Source organism: Sphaerisporangium sp. TRM90804 (assembly GCF_029846175.1).
In the GTDB taxonomy this organism is placed as follows: Bacteria; Actinomycetota; Actinomycetes; order Streptosporangiales; family Streptosporangiaceae; genus Sphaerisporangium.
Window position 1 is genome coordinate 358,852 of sequence record NZ_JARWAC010000004.1, and the last position, 15,413, is coordinate 374,264.

Annotated in this window: 14 protein-coding genes; 9 read left to right on the forward strand and 5 right to left on the reverse strand. The window is 73.0% G+C overall.

Features of this window, described 5'->3' with window-relative positions; genetic code table 11:
* The first annotated feature begins 31 nt into the window (after positions 1-31).
* From PYR91_RS05685 to PYR91_RS05705, 5 genes are all read left to right on the forward strand, one after another.
* On the forward strand, positions 32-1,042 hold the full coding sequence (locus PYR91_RS05685) for a LacI family DNA-binding transcriptional regulator (protein ID WP_279777949.1): 1,011 nt from the start codon (positions 32-34) through the stop codon (positions 1,040-1,042).
* 174 nt (positions 1,043-1,216) lie between these two features.
* On the forward strand, positions 1,217-2,608 hold the full coding sequence (locus PYR91_RS05690) for an extracellular solute-binding protein (RefSeq protein WP_279777950.1): 1,392 nt from the start codon (positions 1,217-1,219) through the stop codon (positions 2,606-2,608).
* Positions 2,590-3,567: a sugar ABC transporter permease gene (locus PYR91_RS05695; protein WP_279777951.1), complete on the forward strand. Its 978-nt coding sequence runs from the start codon at positions 2,590-2,592 to the stop codon at positions 3,565-3,567. Before PYR91_RS05690 ends, PYR91_RS05695 begins: the two co-directional genes overlap by 19 nt.
* Complete coding sequence (locus tag PYR91_RS05700) at positions 3,564-4,439, forward strand: carbohydrate ABC transporter permease (RefSeq protein WP_279777954.1); 876 nt, start codon at positions 3,564-3,566, stop codon at positions 4,437-4,439. The genes PYR91_RS05695 and PYR91_RS05700 overlap by 4 nt, the downstream gene beginning before the upstream one ends.
* Positions 4,440-4,675: 236 nt before the next feature.
* Positions 4,676-5,107, forward strand: coding sequence for an STAS domain-containing protein (locus PYR91_RS05705; RefSeq protein ID WP_279777955.1), 432 nt, complete (start codon positions 4,676-4,678; stop codon positions 5,105-5,107).
* 54 nt (positions 5,108-5,161) lie between these two features.
* Here PYR91_RS05705 and fabG read toward each other — a convergent pair whose 3' ends face one another.
* The 3 genes from fabG to PYR91_RS05720 form a co-directional block, all read right to left on the reverse strand.
* Positions 5,162-5,905: a 3-oxoacyl-ACP reductase FabG gene (fabG, locus tag PYR91_RS05710; RefSeq protein WP_279777956.1), complete on the reverse strand. Its 744-nt coding sequence runs from the start codon at positions 5,903-5,905 to the stop codon at positions 5,162-5,164.
* A 51-nt stretch (positions 5,906-5,956) separates the two neighbouring features.
* Positions 5,957-6,367, reverse strand: a complete 411-nt coding sequence (locus tag PYR91_RS05715) for a hypothetical protein (protein WP_279777957.1) — start codon at positions 6,365-6,367, stop codon at positions 5,957-5,959.
* A gap of 61 nt (positions 6,368-6,428) precedes the next feature.
* On the reverse strand, positions 6,429-8,615 hold the full coding sequence (locus tag PYR91_RS05720) for an AAA family ATPase (RefSeq protein ID WP_279777958.1): 2,187 nt from the start codon (positions 8,613-8,615) through the stop codon (positions 6,429-6,431).
* A gap of 391 nt (positions 8,616-9,006) precedes the next feature.
* Between PYR91_RS05720 and PYR91_RS05725 the strand changes: the two genes are divergently transcribed.
* Positions 9,007-9,543, forward strand: coding sequence for a hypothetical protein (locus tag PYR91_RS05725; protein WP_279777959.1), 537 nt, complete (start codon positions 9,007-9,009; stop codon positions 9,541-9,543).
* Between the two features lie 61 nt (positions 9,544-9,604).
* Positions 9,605-10,012, forward strand: a complete 408-nt coding sequence (locus PYR91_RS05730) for a RidA family protein (protein ID WP_279777961.1) — start codon at positions 9,605-9,607, stop codon at positions 10,010-10,012.
* Positions 10,013-10,043: 31 nt separating this feature from the next.
* Here PYR91_RS05730 and PYR91_RS05735 read toward each other — a convergent pair whose 3' ends face one another.
* Positions 10,044-13,190, reverse strand: coding sequence for a tetratricopeptide repeat protein (locus tag PYR91_RS05735; protein WP_279777963.1), 3,147 nt, complete (start codon positions 13,188-13,190; stop codon positions 10,044-10,046).
* 274 nt (positions 13,191-13,464) lie between these two features.
* On the opposite strand from PYR91_RS05735, the gene PYR91_RS05740 reads away from it, so the two are divergent.
* Both PYR91_RS05740 and PYR91_RS05745 read left to right on the forward strand, forming a co-directional pair.
* On the forward strand, positions 13,465-13,620 hold the full coding sequence (locus PYR91_RS05740; protein ID WP_279777965.1) for a hypothetical protein: 156 nt from the start codon (positions 13,465-13,467) through the stop codon (positions 13,618-13,620).
* A gap of 154 nt (positions 13,621-13,774) precedes the next feature.
* The gene (locus tag PYR91_RS05745) at positions 13,775-15,007 is read left to right on the forward strand and encodes a hypothetical protein (RefSeq protein WP_279777967.1); all 1,233 of its coding nucleotides are present in this window, start codon (positions 13,775-13,777) and stop codon (positions 15,005-15,007) included.
* On the opposite strand, the gene PYR91_RS05750 is transcribed toward PYR91_RS05745, so the two are convergent.
* On the reverse strand, positions 15,000-15,359 hold the full coding sequence (locus tag PYR91_RS05750; RefSeq protein WP_279777968.1) for a hypothetical protein: 360 nt from the start codon (positions 15,357-15,359) through the stop codon (positions 15,000-15,002). The two genes, PYR91_RS05745 and PYR91_RS05750, sit on opposite strands and share 8 nt — an antisense overlap.
* Positions 15,360-15,413 lie beyond the last annotated feature (54 nt).

Sequence of the window (15,413 nt, forward strand, 5' to 3'; positions counted from 1 at the left end):
TCGTGGGCACGGAGCCGGTGAAGGAGGTCAGGTGCCCTCTCACGGCCGCCGGCCGAGCATCGGCAGGGTCGCCGAGCTGGCCGGGGTGAGCCCGACGACGGTGTCCCACACGCTGAACGGCAGGCGCCCGGTCTCGGCGGCGACGCGCAAGCGCGTGCTGGAGGCGATCGAGCTGCTCGGCTACCGGCCGAACGCCCTGGCCCGCGGCCTGCGCACCAGCCGCAGCGAGTCGATCGGGCTGATCATCCCCGACATCACCAACCCCTTCTACCCGATGCTCGCCCGCGGCCTGCAGGACGTCCTCGGCCCCGCCGGGTATCACGAGATCATCAGCAACACCGACGGCGACCGCGCGTTGGAGCGGTCCGCGGTGGAGCAGATGATCGTCCGCCAGGTCGACGGCATCGCCTTCGCGGTGTTCCACACCCACGCCGAAGACCTGCTGCCCGCCATCGACGTCGGCGTCCCGGTGGTGCGGCTGGGCGGCAGGCTCGTCCAGGAGGGCGTCGACCTGGTGCACAGCGACGACGAAGGCGGGGCCGCCGAGGCCACCCGCTACCTGCTCGACCAGGGCTACGACCGCATCGGCTTCGTCTGCGGCCCCCGCGCCGAGGGGCCGGCCGCCGAGCGTGTCGCCGGGTACCTCTCCGCGCTGGCCGAGCGGGGCGTCGCGGCCGATCCCGAGTTGATCGCGCACACCCGGTTCAGCCGCGCGGGCGGCGACGACGGCACCGAGCGCCTGCTCGCTCTCCCCCGGCCGCCGCGCGCGGTCGTGTGCGCCAACGACGTGATGGCGATCGGCGCGCTCGACGCCGCCAGGCGTCGCGGCCTCGACGTCCCGGGCGAGCTGGCGATCATGGGCTTCGACGACATCGAGGCCGCGACGCTCGTCTCCCCCCGGCTCACCACGATGGCCAACCCCGCCCGGAAGATCGGCCAGGCGTGCGGCCGGCTCCTGCTCGACCGCCTGTCGGGCGCGCTCACCGGCCCGGCCACCGAGACGGTCGTCCCGGCCCGCCTGGTCCGCCGCCAGTCGGCCTGATCCCCCGCCCCGCCGCCCGTTCCTCATGTCGGGACGGTTACGGGGGCCCATTGACATCGATCACGGAGCGCGTATTTTCATGGTCAGTCTTAACGTTTTGCAAGGCCGTGTCCTGCGCCTTCGACCGCGCCGCACGCCTCACGTGTCCACGCACCGCCGGAGCCGGAGGTATCGATGACAGGCGCACGACCGTTGTCCAGCCACCGCCGGGCGGTCGCCGCCGTCACGGCCGTCCTGCTCGCCCTGGTGTGCGCCGCCTGCTCCTCGGGCGGCGGCGGCGCGACCTCGGCGGGCGGCGGCGCGGCGCTGGAGATGTGGACCTTCAAGCGCACCCACCTCGACGCGCTGAAACAGGCCGCGCGGGAGTTCCAGCGGCAGACCGGCGTCGCGGTCGACGTCCAGGCCGTCACGCCGGACGACGCCTTCACCGCCAAGGTCCAGAGCGCGGCGCAGACCAGGAGCCTGCCCGACGTGCTGGAGGTGCACGCCGGCGGCGAGGACTTCCGGATCGGCGGCGCCGGCCTGCTGGCGGACCTCGCCGGCGACTTCCCCGCCGCCGCGCTCGGCCGGTTCCTCGGCGACACCCCGCGCGCCGGCCTGGTCACCGAGGAGCGCAAGCGGCAGGTGAAGGAGCTGAAGGACGCCGAGATGGGCAGCCTGTTCAGCATCCCCTTCACCGCCGGCACCTTCGGCATCGTCTACGCCCACCGCGAGAAACTGGAGGCGGCCGGCCTCGACCCGGCCGTCCCGCCGAAGACCTGGCAGGAGTTCATCCGCTACCTGAAGGCCACCACCGGCGCCGACCCGCGGCGCGGCGGCCTGGCGCTCGGGCTGAAGGTGAGCCAGGTCGGGTTCAACTGGATCTACTCCCAGCTCGCGTTCGCCCACCTCGGCAAGGAGCGCTACCAGCGGTTGTTCGCCAGGGGGGCGGCACAGGGATTCGCCTCCCCGGACGGCGCCGAGACGCTGGCGCTGTACGGCGAGCTGACGCCGTACTGGATGCCGGGCACGACCGCGCTCGGCATCGACGAGGCCGACGTGGCCTTCGCGCAGGGCAAGGCCGCGTTCAACGTCGGCGGCACGTTCACCCTGGCCTTCCTCGCGCAGAACGGCGTCAAGCCCGGCGACCTGATCAGCTTCCCCATCCCGCCGCCGGACGGCGCGAAGGTGGCGGACCTGCGCCTGGCCCCGCTCGCGCTCACCGGCCTGTCGGTCACCTCGACCAGCGGCGACCGTGCCGCGGCCGTGAAGTGGGTGGACTTCCTCACCTCGCCGGCGGGCGCGGGCATCTTCGCCAAGGCCGCGCTCGACCTGCCCGCCACCGACCTCGGCGCGGACGCCGAGAAGCTCGTCGGCGCCGACCTCGCCGCACTGCAGCGCTACTTCACCGGCCCCGCGGACAGCACGTTCGACGCGGCTGACGGCACGTTCCGCCCGCCGGGATACGACGAGGCCAAGATCGGCCCGGTGCTGCTGAAGCTGTCGCCGCTGCGCGAGACCGATCCCGTCCGCACCGGGGCCCAGCTCGACGCCGTACTCGGGGACATGTGGAAATCGACGTCGTAGGGCGCGCGGCCCCGGTCCGCGACGTCCTGGCGCCCGCGCCGCAGCCCGCCGCGCCCGGCCGGTCGCGGTGGCGCGGATGGCTGACCGGCTACGCGTTCGTCGCGCCCGCCGTGGCCCTCTTCCTGCTGATGGGGCTGTACACCATCGGCTACGGCGTCTCGCTCAGCTTCGCGGAGTGGAACGGCTTCACCCCGACCTGGGAGTGGGTCGGCCTCGACAACTACCTCGACCTGCTGTACCGCGACCCGGGCCTGGCCCCCGGCCTGCACCGGGCGGCGCTGAACACGGCCGTCGTCATGGTGGTGGTCCCGCTGGGCACCATCGTCCTGGCGCTGCCGCTGGCCGTCCTGCTCAACCGGGTCACCCGGCTGCGCGGCCTGCTGCGCTCGGTGTTCTTCCTGCCTTACGTGACCTCCGGCATCGCCGTCTACTACGCCTGGCGCTACCTGCTGGAGCCGGAGGGGCCGATCAACTTCCTGCTGCGGTCGCTGGGCCTGGGCGGCCTGGCCCGGCCGCAGGGCTTCCTCGCCGACCCCGCCACCGCGCTGCCCACGCTCATCGTGATCATGATCTGGAGCGCCGTGCCGGTGGCGATGCTGCTCTACCTGGCCGGGCTCCAGTCGATCAACCCGAACGTCGTCGAGGCGGCACAGATGGACGGCGCGAGCCCCGCCCGCGTCGTCCGGCACATCGTCTGGCCGCTGCTGCGGCCCATCACCGCGGCGATCGTGCTGCTGGGGCTGCGCGACTCGATGCAGGGCTTCCAGATCTTCCTGGTGATGACCGACGGCGGCCCCGCCGGCCACACCGACGTCCTCGGCCTGCAGGCGTACCACCTGGCGTTCTTCAAGGGCCTGTCCTCGACGCTCGGCCTGGCCAGCGCGCTCGGCTGGATGATCTTCCTCGCCGCGCTGGCGCTCACCCTGCTCAACGCCCGCACGCTGAGGAGCGGCCGATGAGCGCCGCCACGACGGCCGCTCCCCCGGCGGCACGCGGGCGGGCGCCGGGCGCGCGGGCCGGCGCGGTGCGGCTGGTGGGGCTGGCGGCCCTGGCGCTGTACGCGGCCGTCAGCCTCTACCCGTTCCTGTGGATGGTCTCGGGCGCCTTCAAGGACCGCTTCGAGATCCTCGCCGGCGGTCACCTCATCCCCGTGCGGCCCACCCTGGACACGCTGCTGCAGACGTGGAGCGAGCTGCGCTTCCTCGACTACTTCCTGAACAGCCTGCGGGTCACCGGGTTCACCGTGCTCGGCGTGCTGGCCGTCTACAGCCTGGCGTCCTACGCCTTCGCCGTGCTGGACTTCCCCGGCCGCCGGGCGCTGTTCTGGTTCTTCGTCGGCCTGCTGTTCGTCCCGGGGATCACCGTGCTGCTGCCCGTGGTCATCCTGGAGAACCGGCTGGGCATCCTCGGTACGCATCTCGGGCTCGTGCTGCCGTTCGTGAACGGGACGGCGCCGCTGACGGTGCTCATGCTGACCAACGCCTTCAGGTCGGTGCCGCGCGAGCTGCACGACGCGGCCCGGGTCGACGGCGCGGGCGAGGCGCGCATCTTCTGGCGGGTCTACCTGCCGCTGAGCCGCCCGACGATGATCACCGTGGCCGTGCTCGTCGCCGTGCCCACCTGGAACGAGTACGTGCTCACGCGGGTCTCGCTCACCGAGGAGTCGCGGTACACCCTCCCGCTGGCCCTGGAGTCGCTCGCCACCGGCAACGTGCCGCAGTACAACGAGATCATGGCCGGCTCCCTGATCATCGTGGTGCCGGTGATCGTGCTGTTCCTCGCGCTGCAGCGCTACTTCGTCAGCGGCCTCGCCGGCGCCGTCAAGGACTGAACGGCGCGCGGAGGTCACGCCCCGCCCGGCCTCGCCCGGGGCCCGGTCCGGGCCGGCGTGCCGGCCCGGCGAGGGCCCCCGAGAGGGCCGGGACCGCGTCCGCGGACCCCCGCATCGAAGGCCGCTTCCCCCCGGCGGCCAGACCCCATGTGGAGGGCGGAGCTTCAACGGGTCCGCGGAACTGGTAGGAAGGAGGCACGCCTGCCCTGAAACTCGCAGGTCCGAAGGAGCCGATCATGCAGTATGGGGCCGATCCCCAGTTGGAGTTCACCGTGGCCGCAGACCGGCGAGATAGCGTCGTCGTCGTCCAGGCCCGGGGAGAGCTCGACTACACCTCCGCGCCGATCCTGCGCGGACGACTGGCCGAAGTGTGGGCCTCTCCCGGCGTCGCGTCGCTCGTGCTCGATCTCACCGAGGTCAGCTTCTGCGACTCCGTCGGGCTCAGCGAGCTGATCAGCACGCTGCGGCGGAGCGAGGCCGAAGGGGTGCGCCTGGCGGTGGCGGGCGTCCAGGGCACCGTGCTGCGCGTGCTCACGATCACGGGCCTGCGCCACGCCTTCGACATGTGCCCCACGGTCGAGGACGCCTTACCCGCCGAGGCCGTGTCCGCCGCGGGCGCCGATCCCCCTGTCGCCGGCAGGGACGCCGACCCTCTGGCGAACCACTGACGAACCACTGACGGGTGCCTGACCGCCGCCGGTCCCGGCGCGGGCCGGCCGGCCTCACATCAGCCGGCCGCCGCCGACCTCCAGCACCGCGCCGGTCATGTAGCTCGACAGGTCCGAGGCGAGGAACAGCACGGCCCCGGCCACCTCGTGCGGCTCCCCCGCGCGCCGCATCGGGATGTCGGCCTCCCGGGCGGCGAAGACGTCCGGCGGCATGGCGGCCGTCATGGCGGTGCGTATGAGGCCGGGCTGCACCGCGTTCACGCGCACGTTGCGCGAGGCGAGCTCCTTGGCGGCCGCCTTGGTGAGGCCGACGATGCCCGCCTTGGCGGCGCTGTAGTTGGTCTGCCCGAAGTTGCCGGACTTGCCGGACAGCGAGGAGATGTTGACGATCGAGCCCGCGCCCGCCGGGCGCATCACCGCCGCCGCCGCGCGCACGCCGAGCCACGTGCCCTTGAGGTGCACGTCGACGACCGCCTCGAAGTCGGCCAGCGCCATCTTGCCGAGCGTGGCGTCCCGGGTGATCCCCGCGTTGTTCACGAAGACGTCCAGGGCGCCGTAGCGGTCGACCGCGTGCGCCACGACCGCGGCCACCGCGTCCTCGTCGGTGACGTCGCATGCGAGCGCCGAGACGCCGTCGCCCAGCGCTTTCGCCGCCTCGGCCGCCTGCCCCCCGTCCCGGTCGGTCAGCACGACGCGGGCGCCGTGCTCGTGCAGGAGGCGGGCGATGGCCAGCCCGATGCCCTGCGCCGCCCCGGTCACCACGGCCGTGCGCCCGGCCACCAGCCCCGTGCCGCTCACCCGTCCCGCCCTTCCACGCGCCTTCCCCTCACCGCGTCCCCCCGCCTTCGCTCAGAGCCGCACCTCGTACGCGGGCGAGCGCCGGCGCCCGGGCTTGCCAGGCTCCTCCGAGGGGTCCACCTTGCGGATGTACCCCGCCGCCTCCAGCAGGTCGAGCGCGGGGACCATCGCCGCGACGGTCTTGAAGCGGCGGGCCATGCGGCGGAACACGTCGCGCCGCCGGAACCGCTGCACGCCGATGCGCCGGATGCATTCGAGCAGCGCCCGCGCGTCGTCGGGCAGGGCCTCGTCGGAGCGCGCGGGCGGCGCGACCGAGATGATCTGCATGCGCGAGGCGCTCTCGTTGCGGATGCGGGAGATCTCCAGGATGAGGTCGTCCAGGTCGACCAGCAGCCGGGTGGCGGCCCGGAAGCGCTCGAAGTCATCCTGGATCATCAGTAGCCGCTCGGCTTCCTCTCGCATGGCTGAATAATGTCATTTTTGGCACTAATGTCAACAGTCCCCACCGGCTATCGCCCGGACGTCAGCGGGCGGCCCGGGACGGGCCGGGATCTCCGGTCAGGGCGTAGGAGACGGCGGTCTCCAGGTCCAGGTGGCGGCCCTCCCCGAACGCCGCGGCGAAGCCCGGGCCGCCGATCGCCGTCCGCACCCGCCTCTCGGTTCGCACCCGGACCCCGTCGGGGCCGGACATCCACAGCCGCAGGCCGAAGCTCTGCTCGACGAGCTCCCCGACACCGAGCAGCCGCGCCGCCCGGACCATGTCGCCGAGCCGCGCGGCGGCCTCGGCGAGGGTGAGCACGGCCATGGCCATGCCCAGGGTGTCGTGCAGGAGGCGCTTGTCGCGCAGCGACGCGCGGGCGAAGCGGTCGCCCGCCAGGACGTCGCCCATGCCGAGCTCGATGACGCTGCGCACCCAGTCTCCCGACGACAGCATCCACATGTCGCCCGAGGAGTCGCACAGGCGGCGTTGGCGGCGCAGGCACGACAGGGCCTCCTCCCAGCGGCCGAGGCGAGCCAGCGCGTACGCCTGGCCGGTCAGCGCGGACGCCAGACCGGCGCCGGGGTCGCCGCCGTCCGCGTGGACGCGCTCGGCGCGCTCGTACAGCGCCAGCGACTCCGAGACGTAGCCGTGGTGCAGGCCGTTGGTGGCACAGCAGGTCGCCGCCCAGCCGGCCGCCGCCCGGTCGCGCTGCGAGAACGACTCCGCCAGGCACTCGGTGGCCAGGTCGTTGGCCTCGCGCAGGTCGCCCTGGAAGTCGGCGAGCCATGAGGACACCCACAGGGCGCGCGCGCGGCCCGGGGCCGTGACGAGGGTCATGGACAGCGCCCGCCGCAGGTGGCGGCGGCCCTCGGCGGCGTAGCCGCAGGCCATCCAGAAGTACGCGAGCCGGCCGGCGAGCTCGACGCCCGCGACGCGCTCGGCCGCGTTCGAGAGGCTGAAGCCGAGCGCCGCGCGCAGGTTGGGCAGCTCCAGGCGTATGCGGGCGTGCCACGCCACCTGGTCGGGGCCGAACCATCCCGCGTCGAAGCGGCGGGCCAGGTCGAGGTAGTGGTCGCGGTGGCGGCGGCGGGTCGGCACGTGCTGGGCGAGCTCGCGCAGCCAGGCCGCGCCGTACTCGCGCACGGTGTCCAGGATCTCGAACCGCACCGTGCCGTCGGCGTCGAACCGGCGCACGATCGACTTGTCGGCCAGGCCGCGCAGCAGCCCTTCGACGTCCTCGCGGCGCAGGTCGGCGCCGGTGCCCACGTCCGCGCACACGGCGTGGGCGGCGTCCAGGTCGAAGTCGCCGGCGAAGACCGACAGGCGCGCCCAGAGCAGGCGCTCCAGCGGCTCGCACAGCTCGTGGCTCCACCCGATCGCCGTCCGCAAGGTGCGGTGGCGGGGCGCTTCGGTGGGGGTGCCGGCCGACAGCAGGCCGAAGCGGTCGTCGACCCGGCCCACCAACTCCTCGACCGTCAGCGTGCGCAGCCGGGACGCGGCCAGCTCGATGGCCAGCGGGATGCCGTCCAGCCGCCGGCACAGCGTCGCGACCTCGGGGGTGGGGACGAAGCCGGGAAGCAGCGAGGCCGCGCGGTCGGCGAACAGCGCGACCGCCCCCTCCCTGCCCTCGTCGGCGCCCGCCGGGCCGACTCGGGCGCCCGCGCGGCCGTCGGCCTCCTGGCCCTCGGCGAAGCAGTCGGCCACGGCGACCGGCTCCGCGCCCCGGTGGCGCCCCTCGACGGGCAGCGGCTCCACCAGCACGCGCGTCTCTCCGCGCAGGCCGAGCGCGCGCCTGCTCGTCACCAGGACCCACAGCCCGGGCACGGCGCGCAGCAGCGTGTCGACCGTCTCTGCGCACCCGTCGACCAGGTGCTCGAACGTGTCCAGCACGACCAGCGAGCGCCGCCGGGCGAGGCGCTCGGCGGCCACCGCGATCGAGGCGCGCCCGGGCTGCCGGACCACCCCCATCGCGGCGCACAGGGCGTCTCCCAGCATCTCCGGCGCCCGCACCGGCCACAGCTCGACGAACCACACGCCGTCGGGGTAGCTCGGCTGAAGATCGCGCGCGACCCGCACGGCCAGGCGGGTCTTGCCCACCCCGCCGACGCCGGTCAGCGTGACGATGCGCGACTCCGCCAAGGCGCGGACGACCTCCGCGACCTCGCGCTCACGCCCGAAGAACCTCGTCACCTCCGCAGGCAGGTTGCCCGCGCGTGCCTCAGCAGGCACACCCCTCGCCGCCCCACGTCGCCCTGCCCCGATGACTACGTAATCGTAAGCCACCACCACCCTTTTGGACAGAATTCCCAATAGGTCCCACGCCCGCCCCGACCACACCGATCCGACGCCCGAACCACACCACCACGACGCTCGGGCCCACACAAGGACGACGCCCGAGCGCCACATCCACCGCGACGCTCGGATCACGCGGAGGCAGACAAGGACGACGCCCGGACCACACCGGCGCGACGCCTGGGCCACGCGCGGACCGGCACCAGGGCGACGCCTCCGCCACCCGTGCGAGCCAGACCGGGACGGCGAGGACGAAGGCGGGGCGGCGGCGCGGTCCGTCACGTGTCCGTCCCTGTTCCCAGGGCGGAAACGGCGGCAGAATCGGCTGATGAGGCTGTCACGACGGGTGCTGCGCCGGGTCGCGCTCCCCCTCGCCGGGCTGGCCCTGGTGGGGGCGGGAACCTACTTCGCGATCATCGGGCTCGACCGCGCCGACAAGCTCGCCAGCGTGCTGAGCGCCTTCGCCGGAGTCGCCGGCCTGGCCCTCTCCGCCTACGGCCTCGTACTCGCCCACCGAACCACGCGCCCTCCGGCGCACGCGCCGCCCCCCGGCGCCGCTCCGGGCGGCACCACGCCCCCCGGCCTCTCTCCGTCGGGCGCCACGCTCCCGAGCACTCCTCCGGCGGACGCGGCACCCCCGGGCGCGCCTCCGTCGGGCACGGCACGCCCGGGCACACCTCCTGCGGCCGGCGCGGCACCCGATGGCCGTCCCTCCGAGCCGCCGGGCAACGTGCGCAACACCGTCAGCGGCTCCGTCCACGGCCCCGTCGTCCAGGGCAGAGACTTCTCCGGCCCCCTGACCTTCGACTCCACGCCCGCCCCCGCCCCGCTGGACGACTCCGACGCCGACGACTCCCGTAAATAGCATTGCAATGCTATGTTAAAAGCGGAACCAGCCCGAGTCCTCTGACGTCACAGGAGCAGCGATGGCCGTCACACTGATCAACCCGGACGGGCTGCCCAAGCCCGAGGTGTACCGGCAGATGTCCGTCGCCACCGGCTCCAAGCTGGTGTTCCTCGCCGGCCAGGTCGCCCGCGACGCCGATGGGCGCAAGGTCGGCGAGGGCGACCTCGCCGCCCAGGTGGAGCAGGCCTACCTCAACATCGCCACCGCGCTGGCCGCGATCGACGCCTCCTTCGACGACGTGGCCAAGCTGACCGTCTACGTCGTCGACTGGACCCCCGACAAGATGCCCCGGTTGGGCGAGGGGGTCGCCCGGGCCGCCGAGAAGCTGGGCGTCGACCCGGTCAAGCCGATCACACTCCTCGGCGTCTCCGCACTGGGCGAACCCGATCTCCTGGTCGAGGTAGAGGCCACCGCGATCATCGACTGAGCGTCGGCGGCCTCCAGGACGGTCATCGGCGTCAGGGCGCTTCCCCGTCCAGATCCCGTAGCCGTGCCCGGACCATCTCTGCTTCGGGCAGGTCGAGCTGCTCGAACAGGGCGTAAGCCTGGCGCCACGAGATGCGGGCGGCGTCGGCGGCGTCCAGATAGAGGAAGGTGTCTGCCATGCTCGCGTGGATCCGCGCCTCCTGGTACGGGTCGCCGATCGCCCGCGCCATGGTGATCCCCTTGTGGAATGCCTCAAGGGCGAGCGTGCAACGGCCCGCGGCGCGGTGCACGTCGCCGACGCCCGCCACAGCGCGCACGTGCTGGTAGCTGTCGGAGATCCGCTCGGCGATGCCCACGGCCTTCTCGAAGTGGATGAGGGCCTCGTCGGCCCGGCGCATGAGCAGGTAGGTGGTGCCGATGCTGGTGAGGATGTCGGCCTGGTTCCTGCGGTCGCCGGTCTCCTGGAACGTCGCCATGGCCGTCCGGTAGCACTCCAGCGCGGCGTCGTACCGGCTCTCGTACTGGTGGATGTCGCCGAGGTTGCTGTTCAGGATCGCGTGGTTCTGCCGCCCGGCGATCTCCTTGAAGATCTCCAGCGAGTCCTGGTAGAGCCGGATCGCGTCCCGGTGGTAGCCGCGGCGCTTGTGGACGTCGCCCATGTTGTTGAGGGCCTTGGCCTCCCCACGCCGGTCGCCGGCCTTCTGGTAGAGCGCCAGGGCACGGGAGAGCAGGTCGAGCGACTCCTGGTAGCGGCCGAGGTGCCAGTACACGATTCCGGTGTGTCCCAGGGCGTCCGCCTCGCCCTTGGCGTCCCCCAGGGAGCTGAAGATCGCTCCAGCCTCCTCGTAGTGTGCCAGGGCCTCCCGGTAGTGCGCGGACGCCCAGCAGATGACACCGATCTGGTCCCAGCACGTCGCCTCCGCGCCCCGGTCGGCGACCGTCCGGTACAGCATGAGAGCTTCATGGGTGTGTCGCAGGGCGTCCTTGTGCCGGCCGGTCCTGAACCGCATGAACCCCAGGTCGAGCGACGCCCGGGCTATCCCCCGGCCGTCGCCCAGCTCCCGGCAGGCGTGCAGGGCCAGGGCGTGGCCAGCGGCGGCGTCCTCCCAGTACCCCTCGGTGTCGAGGTACTCGGCCATCTCGCGCATGAGCCGGACGCCGTGCTCCTTCCACCCGTGCTCGACCGCGTACTGGACGAGCTGCAGAACGGTCCCCCACTCCTCGCCCAGCCACGCGCGCGCCTCCGGGACGCTGGCGGACCGGCCTTCGGTGCCGCCCTCCGGGCCGGCCTTCTCCTGGGCCCTGCGCAGGGCGTCGGCGGCGCTCTCGACCCTGGCCAGGTAGTGGTCGAGGAGCCGGGTGACGGCGCGGTCGTTCTCGGACGCGGGGTCCTCCCGCCGCGCGCGGTCGTGTGCGTAGCCCCGCACCAGGTCGTGGAACCGGTATCCGCCCGCTCCGGTCTCCTGCAGCAGGCAGTGCCGCACGAGCACGTCGATGGCCGCTTGGGCGCGACCGGGCGTGACATCGCACAACGCGGCGGCGACCGCGGCCGTGACGCGCCCGCAGGGGTACAGCCCGAGCCGGCGGAAGACGAGTTGCTGCCACTCCCCCAGATCCCGGTACGAGAGCTCGAAGGCCGCCTCGATCTTGCGGTAGTCGTCCCCGACGGCGTCCCGGACGCCCGAGATCCCGTGCGCCTGTCCCGCTCCCAGCCACTCGATGCCTGTGCGACCGGCCATGAGTGTGATCATGAGCGGGAGGCCGCCACAGAGCCGTACCACCGTGTCGATGCCCGCCGGATCGGCCCGGTCGCCGGCCAGCCGGGTGGCCAGTTCGGTGGCCTCTCCGGTGGGCATCTCGCCGAGCGAGATGCACCTGACGCCCGGGACATCGTCGAAGCGGGCACGGCTGGTGACCAGCACGAGCGCGGGAGACGCCCCGCCGAGCAGCGGCCTGACCTGTTCCACCCCCGCGGCGTCTTCGAGGATCACGATCGCGCGCCGGTAGGCCAGTTCGGCCTGCCACATCGCCGCCCGCTCCGGGAGCGAGCCGGGAATCGAGGCGGGCGGCACGCCGAGCATGCGCAGGAGCATGAGCAGCGCGGTCGACGCGTCCAGGGGAGGGCGCAGGTGGTCGTGCGCTCGCAGGTCCAGGTAGAGGCGGGCGTCGGGGTAGCGGGACCTGAGCCGGTGGGCGATGTGGATGGCGAGCGCCGACTTGCCGACACCGGCCATCCCCTGGACGGCGACGACGAGTGGACCGTCCTTCCCCGCCCGCATGGCCCGGACGGCGTCGATCTGCTCGCGTCGGCCGGTGAAGTGCGGGATGTCACTCGGCACGGTGTCCGGTTGCGGTTCCCGCTCCCCCCGGCGGTAGATCGGGGTCACCGCCAGGTCGGGATCCTGCCGGAGGATCTGGCGGTGCAGCGCGCGCAGGCCGTTGCCGGGCTCGGTGCCCAGCGTCTCGCGCAGGTGGGCGCTCACCCGGCCGTAGACCTCAAGGGCCTCGCCCTGCCGGTCGCCGCGGTACAGCGCGGTCATGAGCTGGGCGGCGACCGACTCGTCCGAGGGGTGCAGCACCTCCAGCTCGTACAGCTCGTTCAGCACCTCGACGTGCCGGCCGAGGCGCAGTTCCAGGTCGATGCGCTCCCGGCGGCCGTCCGCGCGCTCCTGGGCCAGGGCCTGTCCCATGCGCCGTGCCCACTCCCCCGGAAGCCCCGCCAGCGCCTCCCCCGGCCACAGCCCTTCGGCCTGTTTGAGCAGGCGCAGGGCATGCCCGGGGTCGCCGCTCTTCGCCACGGCGGCGGCCTGGCGGCGCAGGAAACGGTAGCGGTCGAGGTCGAGGCCGCAGCCGTCCAGCATCACCCCGTAGGTGACCCCCCTGCCCTCGATGCGGGCGGCCTCCCCGACGACTTCGCGAAGACGTCGGCGCAGCCGGGAGATGTGAATCGTCAGCGCTTCGCGCACCTTTGGCGGCGGCCTCTCCCCCCACACCCGGGTGACGATGACGTCCACCGCGAGGGGCCGGCCGGCCGAGAGCAGCAGGATTGCCAGAATGAGCTGTTCCTTGGGGGGACCGAGCGAAATTACCCGTTCTCCGACGCGCAAGGTGACCCCTACCTCGGGACTTAACAGCCCGAAGTCCGCCCGTTCTGGCGTGATTCCATACGAATCAGCCACCTCTCCACGATGGCACGTTCCAAGCGATTTTTACCTTTCTTTACAGTCACACATGACTCTTGGGTGCTTTGGTAGTTAATGACGGTATTGTCCACTTAGGGGGCATAAGGTGTTTTTGGGACAGCAAAAGTGCCCACTAGAAGCATCACCAAAAAGGGGGCTATGATCCACTCGGCCCTCCGATACCCGGGCATTCGGGGGAAATATCAGTCAGTAATCCGAGGGAGACTCATCCCCAATGATCGTGCTATCCGCAGCGTTGGTTGGTGCCGCCATGTCACTACCGACCACGTTCGCCGACTCCGCCTACGCCGAGCGGCGGTTCCCCGCCGCCCACGTCGTCTCCGACGACGTTCAGGGTGATAAAAGGATCTTCATGATCAACTTCGACAACCAGAGCGCGGCCTCCAGCGCTGACCTGGAGACATAGACGGCGCGGGTGGTGGCCGTCCGACGACGGCCGCCACCCGCGGCGCGTGCAGGCGGGACGTCAAGCCGTCTGCAACCTCGACGCCCAGTGCGCGGGGGCACGCTCGCCGCCTGGCGGTCCGGCAGGGACCGCGCCGCGAGCGAGGAGTCGAGGCATGAACTACACAGAACAGCCCGTCAGGGGGCCGTTCTCGCCGGGGGTCACGGTGGCCGAGACGCACGGGGTGGAGCGGACGGTGCTCGCCGTGGTGCACCACGGCGCCGCCGCCGGGCGGCTGGGCGACGTCGTCCCGCTGGTCGAGCGCGACCGGCGCGTGCAGGTCGTCTACACGGTCCCGCCTTCGTCGCTCTACGTCGGCGGCGCCCACGACTTCCTGCGGGACGCGCGGGCGCTGGTGATGCCCTGGCCCCAAGCCACGCACACCCGGTTCGACCTGGCCGTGGCGGCCGGGCAAGGCCTCCTGGACCGGGTGCACGCCCCCGTGATGACCCTCTCCCACGGCGCCGGCCCGAACGCCTACGTGCGGCGCCGCGACGGGGACGGGCCACCCGCCGCCCGGGCCGTTACCGGGCTCGCCCCGCAGTGCCTGACCACGCACGGGCGGGTGATCCCCGCCGCGATCATGCTGGGCCACGAGGACCATCGCCGCCTGCTGGCCGGCCAGTGCCCCGAAGCCGTGCCGTCGGCCGTCGTCGCCGGAGACCCGTGTTTCGACCGGATGCTCGCCGGCCGCCACCTGCGCGCGGCGTACCGCGCCGCGCTGGGCGCCGGGCCGGGCCACACGGTGGTCGTGGTCTCCTCGCACTACGCCCCCGGCTCGCTGCTCGGGCCACCCTGCCTGCTGAGCCGCCTGGCCGCGGAGCTGGATCCCGCGCACCACCTGACCGTCGTCATCCTGCACCCTGCCGTGTGGGCCCTTCACGGACACAGGCAGATAGTCGCCTGGTTCGAGCCCCTGGCGCGGACCGGCGCCGTCCTCCTGCCGCCCGAGGAGGGCTGGCGGGCCGCGCTGGTGGCGGCGGACGTCCTGCTGGCCGACCGCGGCTCGCCCGCCTGCTACGGCGCCGCGCTTGGGCTCCCCGTCCTGCTGGCGCCCTACGACCCCGGCGACGTGATCCCCGGCTCGCAGTTCGCCGCGCTCGGCGAGATCGCACCCCGGTTGACGGGGGCGCCGCTCGCGCGCCAGCTCGAGGCCGCCCGGCGAGGGTGGCCATCCGGGGCGGCGGCGGTGATGCGCGAGCGCCTGACATCCCTGCCCGGCGGCGCCGCCCGTGTCATCCGGCAGACCATGTACCGCCTGCTGAGGCTGGCCGAACCACCGGGCTCACCGCTCACCGAGCCGGTTCCCGCGCCCGAGCCGCTCCGGTTCAGCCGGCCGGTCACGTGAACGTCGTCCGCGTGCTCGTCCCCCGCGCGACGGGCGACGGGCGCCGCGAGTGGGTGCTCGTGGACGAGCACGTGCGCGCCGAGTGCGACGAACCGGCGTGGTCCTCCATCGCCGACGTGGTCGTCTGCCGCCACCCCTCGCCCCGGGAGCCGGGCGCGTCGGTGATCGCGGCGCTCCTGGCCCGCCACCCGGGCGCGCTCGTCGCGGCGAGCGTCCGGGACGACGGCACCTTCGTGGTCGGGACGCGCGCGGGCGCGGTCGCGGCCTTCGCCGGAACGACACCCGAGTCGGTCGCGTCCCTGGCCCACGCCTGGACTGTGTGGGGCTGCTCCCCGGAAGGCTTGGCGGTCACCACACCGGCCCACGCCCGGAGGGCGCAAGGCGGTTCGCCGGAGGACCCGGCGGT